Source organism: Dyadobacter sp. HNCC25DJ186 (assembly GCF_056895235.1).
On record NZ_JBXHAS010000008.1, the window covers coordinates 32,825 to 51,057 of the forward strand.

Sequence of the window (18,233 nt, forward strand, 5' to 3'; positions counted from 1 at the left end):
TAACTGATTATTCCTAAACACTTTATATATTTTACAAATAAAGCGACGCCGCCATTTTTTTGAAAGCAATGAGTGAAAAAGAACACAACCGAACGGAAGGAGATATCAATCTGACATCGGAAAGGAGCAACTGGTATGCCATAATAAAGGATGCAGACACGCTTTCTTTATTGGAAGAGGATGCGGAATACTTTCTCCATCAGGCACTTTCTACCCCTTGTCTGGATGTGCTGGCTTCTTGTGAAGGGATTTACCTGACTGATATTCAAGGCAAAAAGTACATGGATTTTCATGGAAACAACGTTCATCAGGTAGGTTACAGAAATCCTTATATCCTTGACCGGATTAAGGAGCAATTGGATATTTTGCCATTTTCCCCGCGGCGTTACACCAATGTTCCGGCCATAGAACTGGCCAAAAAATTAAGTGCTCTTTTACCGGGTGATTTGAAACGCGTTTTGTTCGCGCCTGGTGGTACATCCTCGATCAGTATGGCTTTGAAGCTGGCGAGAATTGTTACTGGGAAACATAAAATTATTTCGCTCTGGGATTCCTTTCACGGGGCTTCCCTGGATGCTATCTCCGCGGGCGGCGAATTGGATTTCAGGAAAGATATTGGTCCGCTGATGCCGGGCGTTGAACGTATTCCGCCTCCGATGACCTATCGCGGCCCTTTCAAATCTGCTGGCGACAGCGACGTTGCCTATGCAGATTACCTGGAATATGTCATTGAAAAGGAGGGTGATATCGGTGCTTTTATGATCGAGACCATTCGCAATACAGATGTTCAGATTCCGTCGCAGGCTTACTGGACGCGCGTTCGCGAAATTTGTGATAAACATAACGTATTGCTCATTCTGGATGAAATACCCATCGCATTTGGACGCACGGGGAAAATGTTTGCCTTTGAACATTACAACATTGAACCTGATATTATTTGTCTTGGAAAAGGGCTCGGCGGAGCTGTGATGCCGATTGCTGCGATCGTCGCCAGGGAACGTTATAATGTCGCCGGAAGCGTTTCCCTTGGACATTTTACGCATGAGAAAAGTCCGCTGGGGTGTGTGGCAGGGCTGGCCATGCTTGAATTTATTGAAGGTCATAACATTCTGGAAAAAGTACTTGATGACGAGTTGTTTATGAAAGTTGAAACTGATCGCCTTAAAGGAAAATTTCCGCTGATTGGAGATGTTCGCGGTATTGGTTTATTGTGGGGTATCGAGTTGGTTCGTGACAGAGGAACAAAAGAAAAAGCGGTGCGCGAGGCAGAAATTGTCATGTACGAATGCCTGAAATATGGGATGAGTTTCAAAGTTTCGCAGGGGAATGTTTTGCAGCTTTCGCCGCCGCTCACCATCACACGCGAAGAATTAACAAAAGCTTTACAAATATTGGAAACTGCTATGGAGACGGCTTCCGTTTAAGATAAATATCAGCATTTTATCACAACGCCATGCGAATTAAGAAGGCATTACTGGATTCTAATTTTTTATTTATTGCCTGGTCAATTATTGCTTCGTTTGGCGCGTACTTTTGCATGTATGCATTTCGGAAACCTTTTAATTCAGGACTGTATGAAGGGTTAGCATTGTCAGGAATTGGCTATAAAACGATATTGATTCTTTCTCAGGTTGCCGGGTATACCTTGTCCAAATTTACAGGGATCAAGATTATTTCAGAACTTAAATCTACTTCGCGCGTCAGGTTGATTATTTCCCTTATTCTCGTTGCCGAGGTCGCTCTTTTATTTTTTGGTATCGTTCCTTATCCCTACAATTTTGTATTTCTTTTTATCAATGGCCTCCCGCTAGGGATGGTTTATGGCGTTGTTTTCAGCTTTCTGGAAGGCCGGCGATTTACAGAAATGATTGCAATGGGATTAAATATCAGTATAATCATCGCATCTGGCGTGTTAAAAACAACCTATCTGGAAGTCCATCAATGGTTTCCCTGGATCACAGAATTCTGGATGCCTTTTAGTATCGGATTGTTATTTTTGCCTTTCTTTTTCCTTTTTGTCTGGATGCTGGAGGTTCTGCCTGCCCCGACTGAAGAAGACATGCGGTTAAGAACCGAACGAGTTCCGATGAGAAATGACGACAAAAGAAATGTACTGACAGAATTTGGTCTTCCGGTTTTTTGCCTGCTGATCTGTTATATTATGCTCATTGTCGTAAGGGATTTTCGGGACAATTTTACCATTGAAATCTGGAATGAAATTGACACCAATTGGGTTAGCAGCGTTCTGTCCCAGACGGAGATGATTACGGGTTTTGTCGTTTTAGTCGTGATTGGCAGTCTGGCTTTTATTAAAAACAATCTCGTTGGTTTCCGAATGACCAATCTTGTCATTTTTACGGGTATCCTTATGAGTGCAGTTTCAACTTATTTGTTTGAAAAAAATCTGATTAACGGATTTTACTGGATGTTATCAATTGGTACCGGTATGTTTCTGGCTTTCACAGTAATCCAGTCCGCCATTTTTGACCGTCTGATCGCCCTGTTCAGATTAAGGGCAAATGCAGGTTTTTTCGTTTACATCTGTGAGAGTTTCGGGTATCTGTCAAGTGTTGGATTGTTGTTATATAAGGAATTTTTCATGAAACAGATGAGCTGGTCAAACGTGTTGATGCAGTTCATTTATTTACAGGCAGCGGTCAGTTTGGTACTGCTGATTATTGGGAATGTTTATCTCGAAAGACATCGGAGAAATGGGAAAGTTATTCCGGGGAATAAACTTGTGAGCGCTCTGTGATTTGATTAATCCATAGCATTTATCATATTCTTAATCCTATATTTTATATAAATTAGAAGGTACTAATTGCAGTAATTTCTTACGCTTCAATCCTTATACCAAATGTAATGATCTCGATAACAGTCAAAACATTGGCATTCTGGTATGAACACTTTAAGATCAGTTCCCCTCTTTTTACTTTTTGTAATTATAAACTTCTGGTACCCGTTCGCTGAACCGGAAAAACCTGCGGATTCGTCCGTTTCAAAAGATCCTGCATTAAGAATAGTTCAGAATGCGTCAAAGGAAACGATCAGCATTTTCCGGGGTTCGGAGGTTAAACCGATCCTGGTGCAAAATACAAAAGCAGATTTTAGACCATATTTGCACCCGATCATAGCACCGGATGGAAAAGGTATTCTCACTGAGTACAGTCCCGGCCACCACAAACATCAGACCGGTATTTATTGGGGGTATACCCGGGTTAATGGTCGTGACTATTTTCATCACCCTGATGGAGGTTATTGGCGGCGTGTATCCGCAACGGTTTTGGAGGCGAAGGGTTTGGAAGTAAAATGGCAGACGGTTTACGATTTACTGGATTCGACAGGGACCGCCGTTTTGACAGAGACGCAGAACTGGTCGATGAGGCAGAAAGACGGAAAATATCTGCTTGATCTGGAATGGAGTGGTGAAGCAAAAACGGATGTGACGATCGGGAAGTATGATTATGGCGGATTGTTTGTAAGAATGCCATGGAAAGAAGGAATAAAAGGCGAGGTGATCAACGCCGCCCGCCAGCGAAATGAGAAAGCCGAAGGACAGCCGGCGATGTGGGTTGATATTGCCATGCAGGTTGAAGGCAGAAACGATCTGGCGCATATTGCCATTCTTGATCATCCGGAAAATAAAGGATATCCCCAAACATGGCGGGTGGATGGTCAGCTGGGCGCTGGTCCTGCAAGGGCAAGAAAGGCTGACTGGCACATAAAAAAAGGAGAGACCGAAGTGATTAAACATGAACTGGTTATCTACACCGGCGTCCTTAATGATGTTGCACTTACCAAAACCTTTGGCGAATTTATAGGGAATAACGGAACTTACAACACTGCTGCCTTGTGGGCAATTGCTCAGAAGGAGGGAAGAGAAGCAAAGTTTTTAAGTGCACAGGAAGCAGTTGCCGCCATGACAATCAAAGATGGTTTTCAGGTGAGTGCATGGGCTTCTGAGCCGATGATGACGCAGCCGATGGCTTTTTGCTGGGATGACCGCGGGCGTATGTGGATCGCCGAAAACAAGGATTATGAATCCCGCGGAAAAGGTTTTTCAAATTCAGGTGACAGCAGAATTCTGATTCTCGAAGATACCGATCACGACGGAGTAGCCGACAAACGAACCGTTTTTATGGAAGGTATCGCTTTTCCGTCCGCGATCGCCGTAGGTTTTGACGGTGTGTTCGTGGGAGCTCCACCAAATCTGCTTTTTGTACCCGATAAAAACGGGGATGACAAGGCGGATATGGATGCCATTGAAGTTCGGCTGACAGGCTGGGGAATCCGTGACCGACATGAAACCTTAAACAGTTTTCACTGGGGCCCGGATGGTTGGTTATACGGTTTACAGGGTTTTGCAACACCGTCGAAAGTTGGGAAACCAATTGGGAAAGGCAGGATTTTCAGGCACAAAGATCCTTTCCCAACCGACACTTTGAAGGAAGGAACTGATATTAACGGCGGAGTTTGGCGCTACCATCCTGTCAAAGGTAAATTTGAAGTTGTTGCACATGGATTCAGTAATCCGTGGGGCATAGATTATGACGCAAAAGGGCAGCTGTTGATGACAGCCTGCGTCATTCCCCATTTGTGGCATGTTGTGCCGGGAGGAATTTATCACCGTCAGGGAGGCCAGCATTTCAATCCGTATGTTTACAATGATATCAAAACCATTGCAGATCACAGCCATCGCTCAGCCCATGGGGGAGCGCGTGTATATCTTTCTGATGCATTTCCCGAAACGGAAAAAGGCAGAATTTTTATGGCTAACATTCACGAACACGGCATTTTATCCGATGTTCTGGAACGCAAGGGTTCTGGTTTTTCCGGGAAACATGGGGATGATTTCATGATGGCAAATAATGCACAATGGGTTGGATTTAGTATGGAAGTCGGGCCGGAAGGCGGGCTTTATGTGCTTGATTGGCATGATGCAGATATTTGCGGTTCGGATGTTTTGAATTCAGAAACCGGACGGATTTTCAGGATTATGCCCAAAGTCTCCCTGGCTGAAAACTGGAAAAACCGGTATGCCGATCTTACAAAATTTTCTGAAAGTGAATTAGTTGATCTACAAATAAGTAAAAGCGAGTGGCATGCCAGAAGGGCCAGGATTATACTTCAGAACCGCGCTTCAAAAAAACCTTTGGAAAAAGAAACCTATGATAAGTTATTTTCGATTTACTCCAAAAATACCAACCCTGACTGGCGCCTGCGTGCCATGTGGAGTCTGCAGGTAACGGGTGGTCTGGATAATAAAATGCTCTTGGATGCTTTGTCTGATAAAGACGAATATGTCAGAGCATGGGCTATCCAGTTTTTGACCGAAGATAAAAACGTAGGGAAGGAGGTTCTTGCAAAATTTGCTCAGCTTGCCAGTGGCGAGCAATCCGCTGTTGTTCGGCTCTATCTGGCTTCGGCTTTGCAGCGGTTGGGTTATGACGACCGGTGGGATATCGCAAAAGGTTTGTTATCACATCAGGAAGACGCGAACGACCACAATCTTCCAAAGATGACCTGGTATGGAATTGAGCCATTAATACAGGAAAATACTCCCCGCGCGCTGGAACTCGCCGTTCAAAGTAAAATTCCAATGGTTACGCAGTTCATAGCGCGAAGAACCGTAGATGCTGATGTGGTTGAACGGTTGGTTTCATTGGTAGGTAAAAAGACGACCAATCAGGTTTCGCTGCTGGAAGGCATGCGCGACGGACTGGAAGGAAGAACAGATCTTAAAACACCTGCGAATTGGAATGCTGTTTATGCCGGTTTGAAATCGCAGGGAAAACCTGTCGCCCAGCTGGCCTATGAAATATCAAATCATTTTGGAGATACTGAGGCTGCAAAAAATGCGCTTGTTGTTTTGAAGAATAAAAATGCAACAGCCGACCAGCGTCGTAAATCATTGCAATTATTAGCGGTAAGACAACGCCCGGAATTGGTCAAAGAGTTACCTGCACTGCTTGATGACGACAATATCAGCATTGACGCGATCCGTGCCATGGCGGGATTTGACGATGAATCACTTGCAAGGCTGCTCGTTGAACGTTATCCAAAGTTCAGTACTGCGGAAAAAGCCGAAGCTATTCAGACCCTTGCGTCAAGACCTAAATCGGGATGGATTTTAACACAGGCTATATCTAAAAATATTATTTCAAAAAAAGATATTCCGACTTATGTTGCGAGGCAGTTGAGACGTGTGGTTGGCAGTGGGTTTGTTGAAGTGTGGGGACCGATCGATCACGTGGCGTTTGATGAAAATGCTTACAAAAAATACAAAAATCTATTAACTGATCATAACGTTAGTCAGGCGAATCTGGGTCAGGGCAGGTTGATTTTTAAAAAAACCTGTGCACCGTGTCATAAAATGTATGGCGAGGGCGGAATTATCGGGCCGGAACTTACCGGTTCGAACCGTGCTAATCTTGATTATTTGCTTGGAAACATCCTGGATCCAAGTGGTGAAATTCAGGACGATTATAAAATGGTGGTGGTCACCACGCGCGATGGACGAACTTATGTTGGCAATATTGCCAAGGAAACTGAGCGGCAGATCACGCTTCGGATTGTGGGACAGGATGCCGTGGCGATCAATAAATCCGATATCCAGACACGGGAGACAACACCCGTTTCGATGATGCCTCCCGGTTTGCTGAATGATTTATCGGATAAGGAAATTACGGCTTTGGTTGGATATATGAGGACGAGCAAGCAGATTGAGTTGTCAAAATAGACCTGCTTTTCGTTACTCACAAATAATTTAAATACCATGTCGCTCAATTATTTCCTCAAATTTTATCTGCTGATCGTCATAATTTCGGCGGGCGCTGCTTCAAATGTAAATGCTCAAAGAACTCCTAAACCTGGTCTTTTGTCCAATTATATTAAAGTGCTCCCTGCTTCCAGAAATTCAGAACAGCATCGGGTTGTACTCTCATCGGATGTGGACAGTACCTGGGACAAATGGAAGGAGCGTGGATATAGTTTCGGATTTAATCCTAAGATCACGCCCATGTACACAACGATTGAAGGTATTTTAAGCACACCCTACATGATTCAGGTTCGGGGAAATGCACAGGAAAGAAATCGTAAGCGATGGGGCTATCACGTTTTTGAAGGGTATGCCAGCGACGATAAATCGCGGATCACTTTTTTGGTTAATAAACATACTGAACTTGATCGCCCCGTTGCTGAGGCATATTATTATAGCACTGCCTATGATCATTCTGAAAATGCTTACAACTGGTTCAAGCTTGGCTCGGATGTTCGCCAACACTCATTTTTATTTGGCCGCGATAAAGCTGTTTTTTACGGATCATTAAAAATGACAAATGCGCTGACTTTGGGTAACGTTGGAAAAGAAGATATTCTGGAAAAACAACCGGAAAAAGATGCTGAACAAAATTACGGAGACGATGCAAAACATGTCAATTTTAAAGAATTAAAAGGGGCGGGAAATGGAACTATGTTTTATGACAAAGACAGGAATATTGTCGTTATCAAAGTGGCTGGAAAATGGATGAAGGTCGTTGTGGAACCACTTCCTGAAAATACTGAATATCCCTTTTAAATACGATAGAATCGTGTACTGTTCTCCTTTATACAATAATCTAAATCAGCTTTAAAGTATAATCTCATATGAAACATCAGGAAATTTCCAGAAGGCAGTTTTTAGGTGCGTCTTCGCTGGCTGTGGCCGGTATGGCACTTATTTCAGAATCAGGTTTTGGTATGCCTGCTTATATAAAAAATCTTGGCAAACCGAATTCGCAGTTTAACGGTGTGCAAATCGGTGTGATCAGTTATTCCTGGCGCAGTATGCCAAGCAGTGCCGAGCAGGTTTTGCAATATTGTATTGATAGTAATATCAGCGCAATCGAACTGATGGGACCCGCGGCTGAAACGTTTGCGGGAGCACCAATTGCACCGCCGCGTCCTTCCGGCACACCCGGTCAGCGGCCGGAACTCACACCCGAACAAAAAGCGGAGCAAGCAGAATACGCAAAAAAAATAGCATTATGGCGTTCCAAAGTGCCAATGGAAAAGTTTATGCAGCTTCGGAAAATGTACAATGACGCCGGGGTCAGTATTTATGCATTCAAGCCGTCGGCTTTGGGCGTAAACAATACTGATGAAGAGGTGGATTATGCATTTCGGGCGGCGAAAGCACTTGGAGCAAACCAGGCGACAGTTGAGCTTCCAACCGATCCGGCGCAAACAAAACGGTTAGGCGATTTGGCGGCAAAGAATAAAATTTACGTTGGATATCATGGACATTTACAGCAGACCTTTACCGCCTGGGACGTTGCCCTTGAACAGTCAAAATACAATGCGCTTAACTTTGATATGGGGCATTATGTGGCAGCCGGTTTCGATCCGTTGGAATTGATCAAGGCCAAACATGAAAATATTGTCAGCATGCATACGAAAGACCGGAAGTCAAAAGCGAATGGCGGACAGAATGTATCCTGGGGTGAGGGTGATACGCCAATAATCGCAGCACTGGAACTGATGCGAAAAAATAAATATAAATTCCCCGCTACGATTGAGCTGGAATATGAAATTCCCGCAGGTTCGGATGCGGTTAAAGAAACTGCAAAATGTGTTGAATATGCACGGAAGGCTTTGATGGCTTAGGATAATTTCGGTGACAAAAAATGCAGGTTCCTGATATAGGAGTCTGCATTTTTCATTTTAATCATTATCTACCAAGATTTGCTGCCTTACAAAAATCTAAATTTATTAGCTTTACTTTCTCCTGACACTGAATCGTACCACTTTTTTATAACCCGATGCAAACTGAAGATTTAATCAAACAAATTGAATTTATTAAAGAAATCGACAAGCTAAAATACATTCAGCGCCGTACGAAATTATTTAACAGTGATCGTCATGAAAATGATGCTGAACACAGCTGGCATCTGGCCATGATGGCTATCATTTTATCGCAGCATTCAAACGTTCCGATTGATATTTTAAAAGTGGTCAAAATGGTTTTGATTCATGATATTGTTGAAATTGATGCAGGAGATACATTTATTTATGATACGGTAAAAAATCATACAAATACCGACGAAGAATTATTGGCCGCAAAAAGGATTTTTGGATTATTGCCGGATGCGCAGCGCGATGAAATGATTGCGGTCTGGGAAGAATTTGAAACCGGAGAAACCGCCGAAGCCAAGTTCGCAAAATCAATGGACCGCCTGGAACCGCTGCTGCAAAATGTTTCCAACAATGGCGGGACCTGGAAAGAATTTGATGTGGATTATCAGAAGGTATATGATAAAAAAAGTGTGATGCGATATGGTTCAGAATCTATCTGGAATTATGCGGAGAATTTGATTAATGACAGTGTTGATAAAGGAATTCTAAAAAAAGAGTAATCTGAATATCTGACCCGTTTACTTTGTAAGTAACTCAATATTATAAGGTTAAGATTGCCGTTTGCTAAGAATTAAATTTTTACACATATAGATTGAGTAAATTTGATTTCATCCTTAAACGCAAAATTTATGTATATTTTCGTTGAAATGTGGAATCCAAAACAAGCCTGGCTTGACCTGCCAACTTCTGATCGTACCGCCTACGTTACCGCCGTGGGCGGAGCTGTTGAAAATGTGTTGGCCTCCGGCGTAGAGATTATAACATGGTCATTTAACGATAGCACGATTGATAACTTTAATGGCTTCCAGTACTTTGCAATCTGGAAATTTCCAACTCAGGATCTGGTTAAAAGTTTTCAGAAAATGGTTGTTGATGCAGGTTGGTACAATTACTTTGAACAGGTCAATGCATCCGGACGGATTGGGGAGCCGGGCCCAGTGCTTGATCATTCCATTAATCTTTAACTTTTAGCAGCACCCGCCATTATTTCTGTCAAAAAAAGATTGATAGTATCCGCTTTCCCAAAATAAATGCGCCTTATCCGTTGATACTATGTTTAGGAATCTTATGTTTATTGTAAAATTCCTAAACATATACATGGGCCCGACTCTACATATTCGTTTGAAAATTATTTTGCTGTTTTTTAGCAGCTTGTTGAACACAACATTTGCCCAGCAACTTCCAGTCTGGAAAACTGAATTTGAAAATAAAAAACCTGCCGATTGGCTGGTTAGGCCTGCTGCTGAAAAGGCGCAGGTTTTCCAGAGTAAAGATGGACGTGATATCGTATTATACAACGGACTTTTAAAAAGGACTTTTCGTATAACGCCTGATCTGGCATGTACTGATTTTAAAAATTTAAGCAACGGACAACAACTTTTAAGGGCCGTAAAGCCGGAAGCGCGTTTGACAATTAACGGAAAAGCTTATTCCGTCGGAGGATTATATGGACAGAAGGAAAATGCTTATTTGTTACCGGAATGGATCGATTCGTTTAAAACCTCGGATAGTGCTTTTCATTATGTCAAATATACTGTTGAAGATATTAAACCTTATCTCAACTGGAAAACCCCGATGTGGACGGGGAATAAAAAAAATCCAGCAGGAAAATCGATCACATTTTATTTCCAATCTGCTTTGCCAGCATTGAACGGACTGGATGTAGCTGTGCATTATTCCATTTTTGAAGGAATTCCTCTGATCAGCAAGTGGGTGACTTTACAAAATAACACAGACAAAAATGTCAGGCTCGATCAGGTGGTGAATGAGATTCTGGCGGTTGTGGAAGAGGAAAGTGCTGTGGAAGGAAACACGGAACAAATGGCAATACCAAACGGAATTTATGTTGAAAATAATTTTGCTTTCAACAATGCAATGCGTTACAAGTTGAGTGATCAGGCGACGCATTGGAAAAGGGATTCGGCCTATACTTCCCAGGTCAATTATCGTTTTCAAACACCTTGTTTACTTGAAGTTCACCCGAAGGTCAGTGTTGGGGTTGACCTGAAAAAAGGCGGGCATTTTGAGTCAATTAGAACTTACGAACTCTTGCAGGATCGTTATGACCGCGAGCGAAATGGACTGGCGATTCGTAAGATGTACAGGACTATTGCGCCATGGACAACGAGCAACCCGATTTTCATGCATCTGGTGAGTAAGAATGATGCAGAAGTAAAAACGGCAATCGATCAATGTGCCGAAACGGGTTATGAAGCTTTGATCCTGAGTTTTGGAAGTCATTGTGATCTGGAAGATACCTCCGCAGCCAATCTGAAAAAATGGAAAGAACTGGCAGATTATGCGCATAGCAAAAATATTTTTATTGGCAGTTATTCTCTATTCAGTTCGCGAAAAATAAGTTCTGAGGACGATGTGATTGATCCCAAAACCGGCAAACCGGGCGGTGCTTTTTTTGGTAACGCACCTTGCATGGGAAGTAAGTGGGGACTGGCTTATCTGGAAAAACTCAAACTTTTCATGACATATACCGGGTTCAATATTTTTGAAAATGACGGGCCCTATCCCGGTGATGTCTGCGCGTCCACAACCCATCCCGGACATGAAGGCTTACACGACTCACAATGGAAACAAATGGCATTGCAGAAAAGTCTTTATCACTGGTGTAACGAAAACGGAATTTATGTCAACGCACCGGACTGGTATTTTCTGGATGGGACAAATAAAATTGCATTAGGTTATCGGGAAGTGAATTTTTCATTGTCCCGTGACCAGCAGATGTTACTAAACCGACAGAATATCTACGATGCATCATGGAATGAAACACCGTCCATGGTTTGGGGATTTGTTCCGTTGACCAAATATCAGGGTGGAGGCCCGGATGCTATTCTTGAACCGCTTTCAGAACATCTGGATGCCTATGAGCAACTGATGATGCAATATTACGGGGCAGGTATTCAGGCTTGTTACCGCGGGCCGAGATTGTATGATACAGAAACGACAAAAAAGACAGTTCAAAATGTGATTCAGTGGTACAAGAAATACAGGGATATTTTGAACTCGGACATGGTCCATTTGCGGCGCGCAGACGGCAGAGATTGGGATGGCATGATGCACGTCAACCCGTCATTGAAGGAGAAAGGTTTGGTGATGGTTTATAATCCGCTCGGTGAAAATATCGTCCGCGACATAAAGTTGCCAGTTTACTATACAGGAAAACATCAAACGATCCAAATCAGAGAAAAGGAGAATGCTGCGAAGTCATATCAGGTAGATCGTGACTACAATGTTTCAATAAAACTAACGCTGCCCGCGAAGGGATATACCTGGCTGGTTTTGGAGTGAAGCGGGATAATATTATTGCTCATCAACCAGATATAAGATGAGGATTCTTTTTTCCATCATTTGTTAAACTGGAACTGATCGGGAAACTGATCGATCCGATAAAACCAGCCGCACAGAAATATTGTTTCACTCAATTTTTAGAAAAGGTAAATAACAATACTACATGACTTCGAAAATTTCCCTAAACCGACTTGATTCTATTGATATTTTCAGGGCAGTGACCATGTTCCTGATGATTTTTGTAAACGACTTATGGACGCTCGAAGGTATTCCGAAATGGCTTGAACATAGCGCCGGTCCTGACGACGCCATGGGTTTTTCTGACATTATATTCCCAACGTTTCTCTTCATCGTAGGCTTGTCCATTCCGTTTGCAATTGCCAACCGAAAATCAAAAGGAGACACGGATACAACCATCTTAATGCATATCGGAGAAAGAACCGTTGCTTTGCTTTTAATGGGATTTTTTACCGTAAATCTCGAAAATGCGCATAGCGAAATGATAATCAGTAAATATATATGGCAAATATTGATGGTCATCGCGTTTTTTCTGATCTGGAATGTATATCCCGGAGATCCTCGTAAAAAGTCCTTTTATACCTTGCTGAAATTTATTGGTTATATGTTGCTGGCCGGACTTGCTGTTGTTTATAAAGGAGGAGAAGGAAGTGATGTTACCTGGATGAAGCCACATTGGTATGGAATTCTGGGGCTGATCGGCTGGTCATATTTGCTTTGCGCAACCATATACCTTTTTATCCGTGACCGTATCGTGCTGATTGTCATGGCCTGGCTATTTTTTGTCCTTTTTAATCTGGCTGACTTTGCCGGTATCCTGAAATTTCTTGACGAGGTAAAAGAACAGGTCTGGATTGCAGGTAGCGGGTCTATGCCGGGTTTTACAATGGGCGGAGTTTTGGCTTCTGTTTTATACCGGAAATATGCCAACCGTTTAAACCCGGCAACTTTCATTACCATCTTAATAACGCTTGGAATAATCTCACTGGCTTATGGCTTTGGGACCCGGCCTTTTTGGGGGATTTCAAAAATCAGGGCAACGCCTGCATGGTTGGGAATATGTTCAGGAATAAGTTTTGTGACGTTTGCATTCTTTTACTGGCTTACAGATTTAAGAGGAAGAAAAAACTGGGCGCAAATTTTAAAGCCCGCCGGAACTTCGACTTTGACCTGTTATCTGATTCCATACGTATGGTATGCAGTGATCACTCTTGCTGGTATAAGTTTACCTGTGATTGTAAGAACGGGAGTGGTTGGTATAATTAAGTCACTGCTTTTTTCTCTGATCGTGGTGGTGATAACAGGATTGATTAATAAGGTAGGTGTCAAACTTAAAATTTGAGAGATGAACATGAACTGCCAACGATCAGTCAGGTAATGACTTCCTATCCGCACGTAAATAGTCCGGAACGTCCTGGGAAAGAACTTCCAAAGTTATTAATTCATAATTTTCCACACTTTAAATGATCAAAAGTGGCTTAAAACGCTACTTTTGTGTTGGGCTATCAGTAAATTTTTTTACTCTACGCTTTAATAAAAAATGATTTTTTAAACATAAATAACGTTCAACTCATGCTTCAGTCGACACCCTTTGATCAAACAGCAGCATATAAAAAGCTGAAAACCCACCATAAAACAATTTCACAAAAGCACCTTAAAGATTTATTTCTGGAAGATCCTGAACGTCATCGTAAGTTTTCGATTCGTTTCGGTGACATTGTTCTCGATTATTCGAAAAACAGAATCACCACGAGAACGAGATCATATCTGGTTCAGCTGGCAGAAGAATGCGGTTTGTCTGACGCCATCGAGCAAATGTTCAATGGTGAAAAAATTAATGCGACGGAAGGACGTTCGGTTTTACATACTGCATTAAGAAACCGGTCAAATACGCCGGTGATGGTGGATGGTAAAGACGTTATGCCTGACGTGAACGAAGTCCTGGCGAAAATGAAGGATTTCTCTAACAAAGTCCGCTCGGGATCCTGGAAAGGATATTCTGGTAAAGAAATCACTGATATCGTCAATATTGGTATCGGTGGAAGTGATTTAGGTCCTGTGATGGTGACGGAAGCACTTAAATCGTATGGAAAAAAAGGTTTGAATGTTCACTTTGTTTCTAATGTTGACGGAACGCACATTGCTGAGACGATCAAGTCGCTTAATCCTGAAACAACTTTATTCATGATCGCCTCCAAGACTTTTACAACGCAGGAAACGATGACGAATGCATTGACAGCGCGCGGATGGTTTCTGGAGAAAGCGGGTGACGAAGAGCATGTTAAAAAGCATTTTGTAGCGATTTCAACCAATCAGTCCGAAGTTGAAAAATTTGGTATAGATCCTGAAAATATGTTTGGTTTCTGGGACTGGGTTGGTGGCCGCTATTCTCTGTGGTCTGCTATTGGTCTGTCAATCGCTTGTTTTATAGGTTATCAGAATTTTGAGCAGCTTTTGGCTGGTGCGCACGATATGGATAATCATTTCCGTACGACCAAACTGGAAAGAAATATTCCTGTAATCCTTGGACTTTTGGGTGTTTGGTATAACAATTTCTTTGATGCGCAAACACATGCCATTCTGCCTTACGATCAATATATGCACCGTTTTGCTGCCTATTTCCAGCAGGGAGATATGGAAAGTAATGGTAAATATGTTGGAAGAAACGGAGAAGCTGTTAACTACCAGACCGGTCCGGTAATCTGGGGCGAGCCTGGTACGAACGGACAGCATGCTTTTTATCAATTGATCCACCAGGGAACCAAGGTTATTCCTGCCGATTTTATTGCACCAGCTATAAGCCACAATCCGATTGGCGAACACCATAAAATGCTTTTGTCTAACTTTTTCGCCCAGACAGAGGCGCTTATGAATGGTAAAACCTATGAAGAAGCAAGCGAAGAATTGAAGGCTGCGGGCAAGAGTAAAGAAGAGATAGATTTCCTTACACCGTTCAAAGTGTTCCAGGGTAATAAACCTACCAACTCATTCCTTGTGAAAAAAATCACGCCGAAGGTTTTGGGAAGTCTGTTGGCGATGTACGAACATAAGATCTTCGTCCAGGGAATTATCTGGAACATTTTCAGCTTTGACCAATGGGGTGTTGAATTAGGCAAACAATTGGCTAATAAAATCTATCCGGAATTGCAAAACGACTGGCCGGTGTCAAACCACGACAGTTCAACGAACGGCCTGATTAATCAATATAAACGCTGGAGATAACGGTCAAGAATAAGAGTCTTGAATCCATAACCCAGTAAAACACCAACAGAATCTGCCAAGGCGTCCCACCAGTCAAAAGTGCGATCGAATGGCAGGATCTGTTGGTAAAATTCAATGCCCAGACCATAGGCCATTCCTAAAATAATGATCAGTTTACCCTTGGCAGGGTAGGACAGAAGCCACAAAACAGACCAGACCACAAACATGCCTAAATGAACAAGTTTGTCAAAATTAGGGAATGGAGGGTTTGGGACATTTTTTCCAGGCAACGTGCAGACGGCCAGAATCACCAAAGTCCATACGATCGCTATCCATGAATTTTTTGCGAAGAAGTTAAAGAAACGTTTCAGTATAACAGAAATTTGCATGAGTTGGCTCAGTCTAATTTGAGGGTAAATTTATGCTGAGTTTTGTAGAAAACTGATGATCGATCAAATGTTCAGGGATAACTTCAAGAAGTTATTTAAATAATATCGTAAAAGTCAAAAAGCTGTTTAAAGTATATCTTAAACAGCTTTTTTATTGTACACTCGAAGAAAGAGGATTTAACTATATTTTTTCAATAGAAAGATTCACTTTGTATTCATCAAGATCGGGTGTTTGTGTTGTTGCCGGATAGGGCAGGATTTCGTGCACGACCAGGGAATAATTTTGATTTCCAAGCATAAATGTCTGATGGCCTGATGCTTTACTGTCACTTTTGAACGACACAGGAATATTTACTTTGTTCGTACCATCGGAAATACTTAATTCAAGATCGACGCCGCCTGCCTGAATACAATTGACATTGAGCGGACACCGGCTCTCATTTAATTCCAATACATTGACAATCAACGCTTGTCCGGGAATGGTAACAGAAGTCATTTTGCGATAAGATGCGCTAACCGTTTGGTCCTGGATCTCAAGGACCTCGTCTTTTTTTGTATCACATGCCCAGCAGGAAATACAAAGTAATGTTACTATGATCAGGTTTTTCATGGCAGAAGGTTTTGCTTATAACCTTAAGACGCGCATGAAGATCAAATGGTTGTAAATAGGATAAATAAAACAATGAAGGTTGATATCTTCTATCTTCACAATACCTGAAATTGAAGTGGCATTGAATTGATTTTGAGTATTACAAGTAAAGATTCGTATTACGGTTCCAACGCGAAGGGGCGTTTTGTGTCTTTATTAATGTACACAAAACCAGACGTCAAATGAGCCTGCTAAAATCAATGTTGTTTTGGATATCAGTCCTTATCCTTGCGACATGGGGATGTCGTAAGGAGAAGACGGCTCCAAATCCTGATGTAGAAAATTGCTATTCGGGAAAAGTTATAAAAACTGTTACGAACCAGACGGGAAGGGTGTTCTATGATTCGACAGAAAAACGATACGTTGTGTTTGTTTCTATTCCCGGAACTTACGATTCAGTAGACGCAGGATTTGTCTGTGGCAACCTGCCGGATTTTGAAGAATTGGAAGGTTTGGCGACAATCTATTTTGATGGAAAATATTATACTTACAACGGCAAAAGACAGCCGCAAATAGCAGGGATGAAATATTATAATTTGAAAGTCACCAGAGCTGAGATCGTCCAATAATATATTCAAAAAAAACGGTCGATACATGATCAACCGTTGTCTGCAAATTCGGGATAAAGTGTCATTCCACCATCAATATATAACGTTTCGCCATTAACATAGTCAGAGTCGTCAGAGGCAAGCCAGGCAACAGCTTTGGCAACATCAAGCGGTGTACCAATCCTCTTATATGGTATCAGTTTGAGTAAGTCCTTATATTTTTCCGGATCCGACCAAACTTCTTTATTAATTGTTGTTTTTATCGCTCCGGGACTAACGGAATTAACCCGTATTTTGTGATGTGCAAGCTCCTGAGAAATAGATTTCATCAGCATCATCACGCCACCTTTTGAAGCTGCATAATTCACGTGACCAGCCCATGGTATAATATCGTGAACAGAACTCATCAGGATAATTTTTCCAGTTGAAAGTTCACTGTGATCAACATCACCATCCTTCGTCGCAGCTTTTTCCTGCGCAACAAACTGACGTGCTGCTTCGCGTGTGCAAAGAAACTGACCCGTCAAATTGACGTCAATCACCTTTTGCCATTCTTTTAAAGTCATTTCCAAAAAGGATGCGTCCTGTTGCATGCCTGCATTACTCACCAGAATGTCAAGTTTTCCAAACTTACTGACCGTTTGGTTAAACATCGCCTTTACTTCCTCTTCCTTGCTTACATCAGCTTTTACGACAATTCCGGCACCACCATTGCTAATGATTTCTTCCAGAACTTTATCGGCAGCTTCCTGATTGCCGCTGTAATTAACAACGACGTTTGCACCAAGCTGACCAAAATATACAGCGCAAGCTTTACCAATTCCAGAACTGGAACCAGTCACAATTACGGTTTGTCCTTTAAATCTCTGATTTGAATCACTCATATCGTTTCCTTTTCAATTGACTTTAATTTTTTCCAAACGTTGCGATTGATACTTTTAACTGCCCAGTTTTTAGCAATCAGAATCGCTTTTGCAACAGCATCTTTTGGAGAAATATTAGTTGTTTTGATTAAATCCTGCGCTATGGTCATAGCTTTCTCACGGGTTGTGGGAGACAGATATTTTAACTCAGGTAAAGTCATCATGTTATCCATAAATGTAGAATTCGTTTTGTATGCCGATGAATGGGTTGCTCTCAGTAATAAAAACTTATGCCAGGATTTCAGCCAACTTAATGTCATACCGATGGAGATTATTTACGCACTTTCAAAAAATGAGCTGAAAAAAAATC

The 18,233-nt window shown here is 42.1% G+C and carries 15 protein-coding genes; 11 read left to right on the top strand and 4 right to left on the bottom strand.

What is annotated here, in order from left to right:
* The first annotated feature begins 68 nt into the window (after window positions 1-68).
* The 10 genes from AC1XUO_RS21325 to pgi all read left to right on the top strand — a co-directional run bounded on the left by AC1XUO_RS21325 (window position 69) and on the right by pgi (window position 15,435).
* Window positions 69-1,424 carry an aspartate aminotransferase family protein gene (locus tag AC1XUO_RS21325; RefSeq protein WP_483331801.1) on the top strand — a complete coding sequence of 452 codons (1,356 nt, stop codon included), beginning with the start codon at window positions 69-71 and terminating at the stop codon, window positions 1,422-1,424.
* Between the two features lie 29 nt (window positions 1,425-1,453).
* The gene (locus AC1XUO_RS21330) at window positions 1,454-2,755 is read left to right on the top strand and encodes a DUF5690 family protein (protein WP_483331802.1); all 1,302 of its coding nucleotides are present in this window, start codon (window positions 1,454-1,456) and stop codon (window positions 2,753-2,755) included.
* A gap of 144 nt (window positions 2,756-2,899) precedes the next feature.
* Entirely contained in the window at window positions 2,900-6,739 is a 3,840-nt protein-coding gene (locus AC1XUO_RS21335) for a PVC-type heme-binding CxxCH protein (protein WP_483331803.1), read from the top strand.
* Window positions 6,740-6,775: 36 nt separating this feature from the next.
* Window positions 6,776-7,576 carry a hypothetical protein gene (locus AC1XUO_RS21340; protein WP_483331804.1) on the top strand — a complete coding sequence of 267 codons (801 nt, stop codon included), beginning with the start codon at window positions 6,776-6,778 and terminating at the stop codon, window positions 7,574-7,576.
* 68 nt (window positions 7,577-7,644) lie between these two features.
* Window positions 7,645-8,643, top strand: coding sequence for a sugar phosphate isomerase/epimerase family protein (locus AC1XUO_RS21345; RefSeq protein WP_483331805.1), 999 nt, complete (start codon window positions 7,645-7,647; stop codon window positions 8,641-8,643).
* Between the two features lie 155 nt (window positions 8,644-8,798).
* Window positions 8,799-9,392: an HD domain-containing protein gene (locus AC1XUO_RS21350; RefSeq protein WP_483331806.1), complete on the top strand. Its 594-nt coding sequence runs from the start codon at window positions 8,799-8,801 to the stop codon at window positions 9,390-9,392.
* Window positions 9,393-9,521: 129 nt separating this feature from the next.
* Entirely contained in the window at window positions 9,522-9,857 is a 336-nt protein-coding gene (locus tag AC1XUO_RS21355; RefSeq protein WP_483331807.1) for a DUF6616 family protein, read from the top strand.
* 133 nt (window positions 9,858-9,990) lie between these two features.
* Complete coding sequence (locus AC1XUO_RS21360; RefSeq protein ID WP_483331808.1) at window positions 9,991-12,195, top strand: alpha-galactosidase; 2,205 nt, start codon at window positions 9,991-9,993, stop codon at window positions 12,193-12,195.
* A 163-nt stretch (window positions 12,196-12,358) separates the two neighbouring features.
* Window positions 12,359-13,555 (top strand): heparan-alpha-glucosaminide N-acetyltransferase domain-containing protein, encoded by a 1,197-nt coding sequence (locus AC1XUO_RS21365; protein ID WP_483331809.1) that lies wholly within the window; start codon window positions 12,359-12,361, stop codon window positions 13,553-13,555.
* A gap of 230 nt (window positions 13,556-13,785) precedes the next feature.
* Window positions 13,786-15,435 carry a glucose-6-phosphate isomerase gene (gene pgi / locus AC1XUO_RS21370; RefSeq protein ID WP_483331810.1) on the top strand — a complete coding sequence of 550 codons (1,650 nt, stop codon included), beginning with the start codon at window positions 13,786-13,788 and terminating at the stop codon, window positions 15,433-15,435.
* On the opposite strand, the gene AC1XUO_RS21375 is transcribed toward pgi, so the two are convergent.
* Both AC1XUO_RS21375 and AC1XUO_RS21380 read right to left on the bottom strand, forming a co-directional pair.
* A complete protein-coding gene (locus AC1XUO_RS21375) occupies window positions 15,414-15,803 on the bottom strand; it encodes a VanZ family protein (RefSeq protein WP_483331811.1) in 390 nt (129 codons plus the stop codon). The two genes, pgi and AC1XUO_RS21375, sit on opposite strands and share 22 nt — an antisense overlap.
* Window positions 15,804-15,984: 181 nt before the next feature.
* Window positions 15,985-16,413, bottom strand: a complete 429-nt coding sequence (locus tag AC1XUO_RS21380) for a hypothetical protein (RefSeq protein WP_483331812.1) — start codon at window positions 16,411-16,413, stop codon at window positions 15,985-15,987.
* Window positions 16,414-16,634: 221 nt separating this feature from the next.
* Between AC1XUO_RS21380 and AC1XUO_RS21385 the strand changes: the two genes are divergently transcribed.
* The gene (locus tag AC1XUO_RS21385; RefSeq protein WP_483331813.1) at window positions 16,635-17,021 is read left to right on the top strand and encodes a hypothetical protein; all 387 of its coding nucleotides are present in this window, start codon (window positions 16,635-16,637) and stop codon (window positions 17,019-17,021) included.
* Window positions 17,022-17,050: 29 nt separating this feature from the next.
* Here AC1XUO_RS21385 and AC1XUO_RS21390 read toward each other — a convergent pair whose 3' ends face one another.
* The gene (locus AC1XUO_RS21390) at window positions 17,051-17,884 is read right to left on the bottom strand and encodes an SDR family oxidoreductase (RefSeq protein ID WP_483331814.1); all 834 of its coding nucleotides are present in this window, start codon (window positions 17,882-17,884) and stop codon (window positions 17,051-17,053) included.
* Window positions 17,881-18,183 (bottom strand): hypothetical protein, encoded by a 303-nt coding sequence (locus tag AC1XUO_RS21395; protein WP_483331815.1) that lies wholly within the window; start codon window positions 18,181-18,183, stop codon window positions 17,881-17,883. Before AC1XUO_RS21395 ends, AC1XUO_RS21390 begins: the two co-directional genes overlap by 4 nt.
* Window positions 18,184-18,233 lie beyond the last annotated feature (50 nt).

Excerpts from the sequence above, each read along its gene's own strand:
- AC1XUO_RS21330 (WP_483331802.1), top strand. The coding sequence starts at position 1,454 with ATGCGAATTAAGAAGGCATTACTGGATTCTAATTTTTTATTTATTGCC.
- AC1XUO_RS21340 (WP_483331804.1), top strand. The coding sequence starts at position 6,776 with ATGTCGCTCAATTATTTCCTCAAATTTTATCTGCTGATCGTCATAATT.
- AC1XUO_RS21365 (WP_483331809.1), top strand. The coding sequence starts at position 12,359 with ATGACTTCGAAAATTTCCCTAAACCGACTTGATTCTATTGATATTTTC.
- AC1XUO_RS21350 (WP_483331806.1), top strand. The coding sequence starts at position 8,799 with ATGCAAACTGAAGATTTAATCAAACAAATTGAATTTATTAAAGAAATC.
- AC1XUO_RS21385 (WP_483331813.1), top strand. The coding sequence starts at position 16,635 with ATGAGCCTGCTAAAATCAATGTTGTTTTGGATATCAGTCCTTATCCTT.
- AC1XUO_RS21375 (WP_483331811.1), bottom strand. The coding sequence starts at position 15,803 with ATGCAAATTTCTGTTATACTGAAACGTTTCTTTAACTTCTTCGCAAAA.
- AC1XUO_RS21335 (WP_483331803.1), top strand. The coding sequence starts at position 2,900 with ATGAACACTTTAAGATCAGTTCCCCTCTTTTTACTTTTTGTAATTATA.
- AC1XUO_RS21345 (WP_483331805.1), top strand. The coding sequence starts at position 7,645 with ATGAAACATCAGGAAATTTCCAGAAGGCAGTTTTTAGGTGCGTCTTCG.
- AC1XUO_RS21355 (WP_483331807.1), top strand. The coding sequence starts at position 9,522 with ATGTATATTTTCGTTGAAATGTGGAATCCAAAACAAGCCTGGCTTGAC.
- AC1XUO_RS21380 (WP_483331812.1), bottom strand. The coding sequence starts at position 16,413 with ATGAAAAACCTGATCATAGTAACATTACTTTGTATTTCCTGCTGGGCA.
- AC1XUO_RS21360 (WP_483331808.1), top strand. The coding sequence starts at position 9,991 with ATGGGCCCGACTCTACATATTCGTTTGAAAATTATTTTGCTGTTTTTT.
- AC1XUO_RS21325 (WP_483331801.1), top strand. The coding sequence starts at position 69 with ATGAGTGAAAAAGAACACAACCGAACGGAAGGAGATATCAATCTGACA.
- pgi (WP_483331810.1), top strand. The coding sequence starts at position 13,786 with ATGCTTCAGTCGACACCCTTTGATCAAACAGCAGCATATAAAAAGCTG.
- AC1XUO_RS21395 (WP_483331815.1), bottom strand. The coding sequence starts at position 18,183 with ATGACATTAAGTTGGCTGAAATCCTGGCATAAGTTTTTATTACTGAGA.
- AC1XUO_RS21390 (WP_483331814.1), bottom strand. The coding sequence starts at position 17,884 with ATGAGTGATTCAAATCAGAGATTTAAAGGACAAACCGTAATTGTGACT.